The sequence below is a fragment of the Neisseria sp. P0001.S005 genome, assembly GCF_051963715.1.
Genome location: NZ_JBQCTZ010001095.1, coordinates 1 through 233 on the forward strand (window position 1 = coordinate 1; position 233 = coordinate 233).

At 35.6% G+C, this 233-nt stretch carries 1 protein-coding gene; it reads left to right on the forward strand.

Annotated features, from left to right (window positions below; all coding sequences use genetic code 11):
* Nucleotides 1-159 (forward strand): DUF2523 family protein (locus ACTHSP_RS24185; RefSeq protein WP_440347243.1); only part of this gene is annotated, 159 nt, incomplete at its 5' end.
* Between the last annotated feature and the right edge of the window lie 74 nt (nt 160-233).

The window sequence follows — 233 nt, forward strand, 5'->3', positions numbered from 1 at the left end:
GATTACACCCTAAATGCAATCAATTCTATGCCGTCTGATATTCTAAATTTACTTTTAATCGGTGGTTTTGGCCAAGGCCTCGGTTATTTATACGGTGCATTCAGTTTTTATATTGTAATGAATACATTAAACAAATTAACTTTTGTTATGCAAAGGTAGCCTTAGGATTTATTTGTTTACCGGAAATAAGGGCACTGGCAAAACATCGCGCGTTGTTGCCATGATTCTGAACA